This is a genomic window from Paenibacillus polymyxa (assembly GCF_015710975.1).
Classification (GTDB): Bacteria; Bacillota; Bacilli; order Paenibacillales; family Paenibacillaceae; genus Paenibacillus; species Paenibacillus polymyxa.
In genome coordinates this window covers 522,118-532,846 of the sequence record NZ_CP049783.1, presented here as the reverse complement: position 1 = coordinate 532,846, position 10,729 = coordinate 522,118, and the positions used below count along the sequence as shown (strand labels likewise).

Here is a 10,729-nt window from a genome sequence, read left to right as displayed (position 1 = left end):
TCATGCATTATGAAGGATATGAAACATCTTCGGCGCAAAAGCGGCTATATCTGATAGATGATCTTCTCGGACCTAACATCATCTATAACATGCCCAGCATTCGAATGATTAAAGGCCCGCTGAAGCAGGAGCGATTGTACAGGGCATGGTGTAGGCTGACAGAACGTCATGAGGGCTTGCGAACATCGTTCCTACAAAAGGACGGTGAGGTTTTGCAACTCGTCCATGAATCCATTGACGTATCCATCCCTTATAGAGAACATTCGGGTCAGAGTACGGATAAGCTTGTTAACGAGTTTATCCGTCCATTCAGCCTGCATGAAGTCCCTCTATGGCGGGCTGAGCTAGTACCCTTGGCTGATGAGGAGCTCCTGTTCCTGTTTGATATCCACCATATCATTGCAGACGCGGTAACCATCAACATTATATTTGAAGAGCTGATGGCTCTGTATCACGGGCAGGAGCTTGCTCCATTGGAGTTTCAGTATGTTGATTATACGATCTGGCAAAACGATCAATTAAGCGACATTCATATTCAGAAGCAGGGTGAATTTTGGTTGAACCAATTTACAGAAGATGTCCCGCTGCTGTCGTTGCCTACGGATGGAAAAGGGCTAAGATCCGATTACAGCGGCGGGGTTGTACCGTTTTCTATTAAAGCTGATACAGCTCACTCCTTGCGGGCATTATGCTTGCAGCACAATGTTACGTTGTATATGGTTCTACTCGCCGCATACAGCATCCTTCTATCCAAATATGCCGGGCAGGAGGATCTGGTCATCGGAACACCTGTCGCTGGAAGAACTCATTCAGAGTTTGAAGGGATTGTGGGCATGTTCGTGAACACGCTCGCCTTGCGCCAGAAGCCGCTGGGAAGCAAGCAGTTCTCTGCTTTTCTGGAAGAAGTGGCAGACCGAACCTTCGCTGCTTTTGATCATCAGGACTATCCCTTTGATATGCTGGTGGAGCAGGTCAATCCTGAACGAATCAGCGGCCGCAATCCCTTATTTGATGCATGCTTTGTATTGGAAAATGTACCGCAGCCTCTCGTGCCTGCAACAGAGGTCACGTTTTCTCCTTATAGCTTTGAGCATAAAATCTCAAAATTTGATATCACCTTGTATGCATACGAAATGCAGGAGGGTATAGGGCTGGAATTGGAATATCGCAAAGCGTTGTTTAAGGAGGAAAGCGCCAGCCGCATGCTGCGGCATTTTGCCAGAATTGTCGAGATCATTGGCGAACAACCCGATATTCGGATTGAAGATATTGATATGGTTACAGAAGAGGAACGCACTGTTCTCCTTCATACTTTTAATCAGACCAGCAGCAAAAATGCATATGAAAAAAAATTGCATGGAGTACCCATCCATCGTCTATTCGAACAGCAAGTGATACGGACGCCTGACCATCCAGCTGTGAACTGGAAAGAAAAGCAACTGACGTATGAGGAATTAAATGAACGTGCTAATCAATTAGCTCGGGTTTTACGGCAAAAGGGGGTTCAGGCTGAGGATGTAGTTGGAATTTTAGCTACGCCTGCGCTGGAAATGATTGTCGGTATATTGGCTATTTTGAAGGCGGGGGCTGCTTATTTGCCGATTGATCCGCTCTACCCGGATGAACGAATTCAATACCTTTTACAGGATAGCCAGGCGAAAATATGCCTTCTACCAACTGCCAGCACCAGACGTTTTCCTCAGGCGGAAACGCTGCTGCTCACAGACCCGAGTCTATATACGGGAGAGTCCTGTAATCTGGAGGACAATAATCAGGCGTGCAATGTGATGTACATTATTTATACTTCAGGGTCAACAGGACAACCGAAAGGCGTAATGATTGAACATCAATCCTTTGCCCGCCTGGTACTGGAGCCGGGACCGCTGAAGATTACGCCAGAGGATCGAATATTGCAGACGTGTTCCCTGGCCTTTGATGTGTCGGTTTATGAATTGTGGGGAACGCTGCTGAGTGGAGCAACCTTGTATCTCATTGAAAAAGAAGAGCTTTTATCTGCCGACATACTCGGAATGAGGATGGCACAGTATCAAATCACCATGGCATGGTTTACGGCCCCGCTTCTAAATCAGTTGATTGATGACAAACCATCCATCTTCACTGGACTTCGTCTGATCATGACTGGAGGAGATGCCCTGTCTCCACAGCATATGAAGCTCCTTCGCGCCGCACAGCCGGATTTAACGATTGTGAATGCGTACGGTCCTTCGGAGAATACAATTTTTACGTCGTTTCATACGATTCAAGAAGACTATGACCATAACGTGCCGATTGGCAAGCCTGTCGCCAACACGCAGGTCTATATCTTGAACGCGTCCAATCAACTACAGCCCATTGGTGTGCCGGGTGAGCTGTGTATTGGCGGTGAAGGGCTAGCGCGTGGCTATTTGGATCGTGAGGAATTAACGGCAGCCAAATTTGTTACGCATCCGTGGTTGCCGGAAGAGCGAATGTACCGTTCCGGAGATTGCGCTCGATGGTTGGCTGATGGAACGCTTGAATTTTTGGGTCGCATGGATCACCAGGTCAAAATTCGGGGCTTCCGTATTGAAACTGGCGAGATTGAGGCTCGGCTTGCTCACATCGAGGGGATTCAGGAAGCAGTCGTTCTTGTTCGCCAACACAACGATGGGATCAAATATCTCTGTGCTTACTTTGTCTCCGATGTAGAAATGTCACAGGCGGAAGTTCGACTGGAGCTCGCTACGTATTTGCCGGATTACATGATTCCTGCCTGTTTGATTCGGCTTCCTCGTTTGCCGCTGAACGTGAATGGCAAAGTGGATCGGAACGCTCTGCCGGAGCCTGATCTTGAAGCACTGCGGGAAAATGAATATGTCCCTCCTTGTAACGAACTGGAACAGGAGCTGGTTCGCATCTGGTCGATGGTTCTGCCCTCGAACCTACCCATGGATCGCATCGGGGTAATGGACAATTTTTTCACCCTGGGAGGGAGCTCACTCAAGGCTACCAAGCTGGTTTCATTGGTTTTGCGTGAGCTGGGAATCGACCTGCCGCTTACCAAATTATTTACTTACCCTACCATTCGCCAACTGGCAGATGCATTGAAGGGAAGGGCGAAAAGTGAGTTTCCGGCCAGAGCAGATACGCTAGTCCTTTTAAAGCCAGGTATATCGCAGGATAAGCACCTTTTTTTCATTCATGATGGGAGCTTGGATGTCAGTTGCTACATGGAATTGGTAAACGAACTTACGGCTACATGGAATTATTGGGGCATAAAAATGGATGCTTCGATTCTTGCTGGAAATAAAACAGCTGGAATGAAAGAAGCCGCACATCGGTATGTAGATCAAATCAAAAGTATTCAAGAGAAAGGTCCCTATTATGTTGCCGGGTGGAGTATGGGGGGAACGATTGCTTTTGAAATGACCCGCCAATTGGAAGAGCGGGAAGAACGTGTTGAACTCTTGACGATTCTGGACACACTGCCGCCTTTGAAGTATGGCAAGGAAGATCATTGGGACCGTCATATTCAAGAGCTGGAAAGAATGGACGAGACTTTGGATTTATCGCTGTGGAAGCGAGCATTTCCAGCCAGTGTACTGCCCTTGCTGCCTGAATTCCATGAGTTGGGACGGAATGAATTACTAGAACGCTTTAAAAGCGTAAATCATTGGGTAAAAATGCAGCACGTTTACCAGCCAGATCGAGTTGTAACAGCCCCTGTATGTTTGTTTATTTCAGAACATACCTGGGAATTAGGATATAAAGGATGGGAAATGTATTGTAGGGGGGAAATGTATACCCATAAAGTGCCTGGCGATCATTTTTCCATCGTAAAAGGCGCTCAAGCCGTATCTGTAGGTTTGGTACTGAATACATTTTTGAGGTAAAAACATGCTCCTGCCTGAAGGTTGAAGACCACAAGCAGGAGCTTTTGTTTAATTTGAACATGTGAGTTGATTTGTAATATTAATTAACATGATGTATAAAAACATAGGGCAATGTATGAAAAACCCCCTTGTCTGCTTCCAAAATTTATAGTAAAGTATCCAATAATCAACTTTGTATGAAACTAATATTTACTATCTGTGAGTATTTATCACACATTCTCCATGACCTAACACAATCCTCTTCCCTTTTATGACATTACATCTATTCCATTACCCTACTGCATCTCTAACACCACTAGATTATGAATGCTTTCTGTGCCTGTATTCTTCAAAAAAAGCCTGTCCAGAACCTCCATACCTTCCCTACTACACACCTATTTGATGAACTCGGAACTTGGGACTACAGCTTGAGGACAAGCTTGTCATGCCAATCCAAAGGAATTGGTATTCATCCGGTATCAACGAATTAACAATATATAAGGTGTGAAAGGGGTTCGCTGCATGAGCAAAAAGTACGTAAAACACAAGATCTGGACCGTACTGCTGGTACTTGCGCTAGGAACGGTTTTGGTGCTTTCCGGTTGTGGGGGATCAGGTGAAGGAGCAAAACCAGAAGCAGGACAACCGCCAGGTGGAGCGGGAGAAGGCGCGCAAGACACGTTGATCTATGGGCGTGGCGGAGATTCCGTGGCATTAGATCCTGCCATTGTGACTGAAAGCGAGTCGTTAAAAATCGGAATACAGGTGTTCGATACACTACTGGAATACAAGGAAAGTACCACGGAGATTCAGCCTGGGCTCGCAGAGAGCTGGGAAGTATCACCGGACGGACTTGTCTATACGTTCAAGCTGCGTCAGGGCGTAAAATTCCATGACGGAAGTGACTTTAACGCAGAAGCAGTTGCATTTAACTTTGACCGCTGGGTTGATCCAAAAAGTCCATACAAATTTGAGGGTGACTCGTTTGACTATTATGATTCTATGTTTGGGCCTGATGGAAGCAGAGTGATTAAGGAGGTTAAAGCGGTGGATGCGAATACCGTCCAGTTTACACTGAACAAGCCGCAGGCTCCTTTTTTACAAAATATCGCTATGCCATCCTTTAGTATTGCAAGTCCCAAGGCTATTAAGGAGAAAAAGGCTGATTTTAAAAATAATCCGGTCGGCACAGGGCCGTTTGTATTTAAGGAATGGAAACGTAACGATACGATCACCTTGGAAAAGAATCCTACTTATTGGAAAGAAGGACAGCCAAAGCTAGCTAAGGTCATCGTTCGTTCCATTCCAGACAACACTGCGCGATTTAATGCTCTGCAAAACGGGGAAATTGACCTGATGGAAGATTTGAATCCGGATGATGCGAAGCAGTTAGAAGGTAACAGCGAGTTGGTAAAAATCGAACGTCCCTCCTTTAATGTGGCATACATTGGATTTAATTTAAAGAAAAAGACATTTAGTAATCCCAAGGTACGGCAAGCACTGAATCACGCAGTGAACAAACAGGCCATTATTGATGCATTGTTTGCGGGCGAGGCCAAGCCTGCGGTCAATCCGATGCCGCCTACGTTATGGGGATACGATGAAAGCATTCAGGACTACACTTATGATCTAAATAAGGCTAAATCTTTGCTAGCGGAAGCGGGTTTTCCTAACGGACTTCCAGAGCCGTTAACCTTCTATGCAATGCCTGTATCTCGCCCATACATGCCTGACGGCAAAAAGGTAGCAGAGGCCATTCAAGCTGATTTTGAAAAAATAGGAGTCAAAGTCAACATTCAATCTCCAGAATGGGCTACGTATCTGGATGATCTTAAAGCCGGAGAGAAGGATGATCTGTACATGTTGGGATGGAATGGGGATAATGGCGACCCGGATAATTTCCTTTACACATTGCTGGACAAGGACACGATCCCAGGCAATAACCGCAGTTTTTATGTGAATGAGGAACTTCACAAAATACTGGTAAAGGCGCAGGTTGAGGTTGATCAAGATAAGCGTGCGGAATTGTATAAACAAGCACAAGTCATTATTAAACAGGATGCACCTTGGATTCCCTTGGTTCACAGCACACCGTTGATGGCAGGCAAAGTCAATCTTAAGGGTTTTGTACCTTGTCCGGCAGGTATTGAAGCGTACGGTAATATTTATTTTGAATAGCTAAACGCAAGCGGGCGGTGAATAGCATATGAACTCATATATTGTAAAAAGGCTGGCCATATTGATTCCCGTATTGCTGGGGATGACGCTTATCGTGTTTTCGATTATTCATGCTATTCCTGGTGATCCGGCGGAAACGATATTGGGGGACAAGGCCACGGAGCAGTCCAAACAGGCGCTGCGTGAGCAATTAGGGCTGAATAAGCCGTGGTTACAGCAATATGGGACCTATCTAAGTGAGCTGGCACGAGGGGACTTGGGCGATTCGATTCGCACCCGGCAGCCGATTGCCCGGGAAATGGTCCCTTATCTGGCGGCTACGCTAGAGTTGACGGTAGCAAGCATGTTTTTTGCCGTTGTCGTGGGTATGAATGCAGGCATCGTAAGTGCCTGGAAGCGTAACTCTTGGTTTGACTATGTCAGCATGGTCATTGCCCTGGTCGGAGTATCGATGCCGATTTTTTGGCTGGGCTTGATGGAGCAGTGGATCTTTGCTAATAAGCTGCATTGGCTCCCTTCCATTGGACGTATGAATTCTCGTGATCCGGTGGAAGCTGTGACACATTTAGCCGTGATTGATGCGGTCATAGGTGGACGTATGGATCAGGTATGGACCGTCATCAAGCATTTGATCCTGCCCAGTATCGCACTGGGAACGATTCCAATGGCGGTCATAGCGCGTATTACCCGTTCCAGCATGCTGGAGGTGATGGATGAGGACTATATCCGCACGGCTCGGGCGAAGGGGCTGGCATCTTTTCAAGTCGTATACAAACATGCGCTTAAAAATGCTGCGATCCCTGTGCTTACTGTCATCGGTCTTCAGACCGGATCGTTACTGGGAGGCGCCGTACTGACAGAGACCATATTTGCCTGGCCCGGCATCGGACGGTACATTTTTGAAGCGATCAGCTCGCGTGACTATCCGGTTATACAAAGCGGAATTCTAATCATTGCGTTCCTGTTCGTCATCATTAATCTGATTGTCGATTTGCTGTACGCTGTTCTCGACCGGCGTATTCGTTATCAGTAATCAAGTCGTCAATTGGTCAAGGGGGAGCATGTCCGATGTCACAATTTTCAATCGAACCCAATAACATACCGACAACACGCAATACATTGGCGCATTTGCCTGTGGTGTCGGGCCCTTGGAGAGACGCGTGGAGAGCGTTCCGTCACAATAAAATGGCGTTCGTCGGTCTCAGCATTATTATCTTCTTTGTCATCATTGCTTTGATCGCGCCCTGGATTGCTCCTTTTGACTATAAAGAGCAAAATTTGGTGAGCCGCTTGCAGCCTCCTTCCGCAGAACATTGGTTCGGTACCGATGATCTTGGCCGAGATTTGCTGACTCGTACGCTGTATGGCGCCAGAATCTCGTTATGGGTCGGTTTCTTGTCCGTTATTGGTTCCATGATTGTAGGAACTGCCTTAGGATTAATTGCTGGATTTTATGGAAAATGGGCTGATATGATCATCTCACGCCTATTCGACATTTTACTGGCATTTCCGGGGATTTTGCTGGCAATTGCTATTGTGGCCATTCTGGGGCCTTCGTTGGAAAATGCGTTATACGCCATTGCCATTGTCAATGTGCCAACGTATGGACGATTGGTTCGCTCCAAGGTGCTGAGTGTCAAAACGGAGGAGTATATTACGTCTGCCAGAGCGCTTGGAGCTAATAATCGGCGAATCATACTCCGTTATATTTTGCCTAATAGCCTGACGCCGATCATCGTACAAGGAACATTGGGGATCGGAACGGCTATTATTGAAGCAGCAGCGCTCGGATTTCTGGGCTTGGGTGCACAACCTCCTGAGCCCGAGTGGGGCAAAATGCTGTCCGATTCGCGGCAATATATCCAAAATGCGCCGTGGACAGTTATTTTTCCGGGGATATCTATCATGCTGACCGTATTGGGCTTTAATCTGATGGGTGATGGCCTGCGGGATGTTTTGGACCCAAGAGCGAAGCGTTAGGATAAAAATAGCGAGGTATATAAACAGCATCATTCCGTCTACACCGTTTTCCATGCACATTTTTTAGTTTTACTTATATACTTCTATTTAAATTGAAGAAAAGAGGTGTTCCCTGAATCTGGTAGCTGGGGAACACCTTTTTATATGACTTTGTTTACGTTTAGTGTACTTCGATTCATCCCGCTATGGTTTGCAATCTTCTCCGTAAGTCATGTGAACTTTCCTGAGGCGTGAAAAAAATGTATAATCACTCCAATTGAGTACGTAGGGAGTGGGCTTTATGACATGGCAAAATAAAAGAGAGCATCGACAATTTGCGGAGCAGACACGAAGCGACGCTTCACGGGCAGCATATGAACGGGATTATTCCCGATTGATCCATTCACCGACTTTCCGTCGGTTGCAGGGTAAATCACAAGTATTTGGCGCAGGCACAGGCGACTATTATCGCACACGGCTAACGCATTCTTTGGAGGTAGCACAAATTGCGCGTGAGGCAGCACGAAGCTTGCTGCGCCGTCATCCAGAGGTAGAATTGGAACAGGCGGATAACGCAGGACTGATCATTGACCCTGAGGTGGTGGAGTGTGCGTCGATCGCACATGACTTTGGGCATCCACCGTTCGGACACAAGGGAGAAGAGGTGCTGGACGGGATTTTGGATCAACTGATTGAGACGAAGGTAGAAAAGATATCCGCTGCTGGTGGCTTTACGCCTGAGTCCAAGCGTGGGCTTGAGGCCTATGCACGCGAGCGACAAATTTATGAGCATTTTGAAGGGAATGCGCACAATTTTCGGCTGATTATGTTTTTGGAGAAGCGTGAGAATGTGGATGGTTTGAATTTGTCGGACGCTGTATTGCTCGGAATCAACAAATACCCGTATCCAGGGATTCTGAACAAAAAAGGGTTGTACCTGCATGAGTGGGAATATATACGTTCTATCCGCGAGGATTGGGGCATCCCTGACGGTAAAAAAACGCTGGAGGCCCAGCTCATGGATCTGTGCGACGATATTGCTTATTCCGCGCATGATTTGGAGGATGGGATTAAGGCAGGGAAAATTGAGGTGCACGAGCATTTCTTATATGACCCATATTTAATTCGTCTGATCACGGAAAAAATCACTACGTTGGAGGATAGCTTCTGGCAAGGCTGGCAACTGGCTGAGATTGAGCAGAAGGTCGCAGCGGTACTAAGCGAATTTTTGAAGGTGTGGAATGGGAAGATGCCGATATGTGAACACGATTATTCTCGCACTCGCCGGGAGGTCAAAGCATACTGGGTCAGCCTATTTGTCAGCAGCTTAGGTGTAATTGATGATGGAAACTGGAAAAAGGTAACCTTCGTACGGGATGGAAGCGAGGATTTGGATATGCTGCGCACGGTGAGTGTATTAAAAAGCTTTGCTTGGGTCACCATGATCCGCGATCTGCGCGTACAGCGTCTGCAAAAACGCAGTGAATGGATGCTTAGACGGTTATGGTTGGCTTTTCTGGACCCCGAAACATCCAAGTCCATTATTCCGACCGATTGGCTCCAGCGCTACGAGCGAGACCAGGCCAAGGCCAAACCAATCTGGACATGGGAGCATATGGTCATTGACTATATTGCAGGCATGACTGATGCTTTTGCTGAAAAAATTTATAATGAGTTATATGGCCTGAAGGTAGGTTCCATTTATGACCTGGACTAACGTTTTTTTTTAACCCTATATAGTAGAAGAAACTTGTTTAGAACGGATAGAAGGGAGAGGAGAAGGCGTATATGCAACCTCAGTCTTTAGCTACTAACTCGTTGAATCTCGGTGTGCTTGATATGGTACCGCTGCTGCCCGGCAATCGTCCGGAGCAAGCAGTTCAATGGGCGGCAAAGCTGGCGAAACAGGCGGAAGCATGGGGATATACACGCTACTGGACCTCCGAGCATCACGATATGGAGGGGCTGGCTTCCTCCAGTCCGGAAGTGCTGTTGTCTCATATCGGGGCGGTGACGACGACCATCCAACTGGGGGTGGGGGCTATATTGCTCCCGCATTATAGTCCAGTCAAGGTCGCCGAATGGTTTCATCTGCTGGCTGCTCTATATCCAGGCAGAGTCGAATTGGGTCTGGGTAGGGCCCCTGGCGGGGGGCCTCATGCTTCGATGGCACTGAGCGGCAATTTTCTTCAACATGTGACCGAACTGCCACAGAAGATGGAAGCTCTATTGGCTTTGTTGGAAGGCACATATGAATATGAACAGATCCCCGTGTTTGCCCGTCCAATGCCAGAACAGCCGCCAGCGCTGTGGATGCTGGGTACCAACCGAAAAAGTGCCGAATATGCTGCGCAGTATTCAACGGGCTATGTATTCGGCCAATTTATGAGTGAACAGCAAACGGAAGAAATGCTAAGCATTTACCGCTCCAGCTTTCAGCCGTCCACACGGATGGACAAGCCCCGTACTATGGTTGCTGTAGGAGCAGTATGTGCGTCGACAGATGAGTTGGCGCAGCAATGGGCTGCTCAGATTTCATTAGGCGATCCAGCGATCCGAGCCAGTTGGCTGGTGGGAACACCATCGGTTATTACCGAACGGTTGCGTAGCTTGCAGATCAAATATAATAATGATGAGTTTCTGTTGGTCACGCCCATTCCCGATTATGAGCAGCGCCTTCATTCCTACCGACTAATAGCGGAGGTTGTGAATGGTAGTCTTGATTCCAAATGAAAAGATGA

Annotated in this window: 6 protein-coding genes; all 6 read left to right on the top strand. The window is 47.2% G+C overall.

The features are described from left to right. The first annotated feature begins 2 nt into the window (after window positions 1-2). Window positions 3-3,872 carry a non-ribosomal peptide synthetase gene (locus G7035_RS02810; RefSeq protein WP_019686393.1) on the top strand — a complete coding sequence of 1,290 codons (3,870 nt, stop codon included), beginning with the start codon at window positions 3-5 and terminating at the stop codon, window positions 3,870-3,872. Window positions 3,873-4,373: 501 nt separating this feature from the next. Beyond that, window positions 4,374-6,029 (top strand): ABC transporter substrate-binding protein, encoded by a 1,656-nt coding sequence (locus G7035_RS02805; RefSeq protein WP_019686394.1) that lies wholly within the window; start codon window positions 4,374-4,376, stop codon window positions 6,027-6,029. A 28-nt stretch (window positions 6,030-6,057) separates the two neighbouring features. Beyond that, window positions 6,058-7,062, top strand: coding sequence for an ABC transporter permease (locus tag G7035_RS02800; protein ID WP_019686395.1), 1,005 nt, complete (start codon window positions 6,058-6,060; stop codon window positions 7,060-7,062). Between the two features lie 35 nt (window positions 7,063-7,097). Next, window positions 7,098-8,009: a nickel transporter permease gene (gene nikC, locus G7035_RS02795; protein WP_019686396.1), complete on the top strand. Its 912-nt coding sequence runs from the start codon at window positions 7,098-7,100 to the stop codon at window positions 8,007-8,009. 280 nt (window positions 8,010-8,289) lie between these two features. Then, window positions 8,290-9,705 carry a deoxyguanosinetriphosphate triphosphohydrolase family protein gene (locus G7035_RS02790; protein WP_019686397.1) on the top strand — a complete coding sequence of 472 codons (1,416 nt, stop codon included), beginning with the start codon at window positions 8,290-8,292 and terminating at the stop codon, window positions 9,703-9,705. Between the two features lie 71 nt (window positions 9,706-9,776). Beyond that, window positions 9,777-10,721, top strand: coding sequence for an MsnO8 family LLM class oxidoreductase (locus G7035_RS02785; RefSeq protein ID WP_019686398.1), 945 nt, complete (start codon window positions 9,777-9,779; stop codon window positions 10,719-10,721). Window positions 10,722-10,729: the final 8 nt, after the last annotated feature.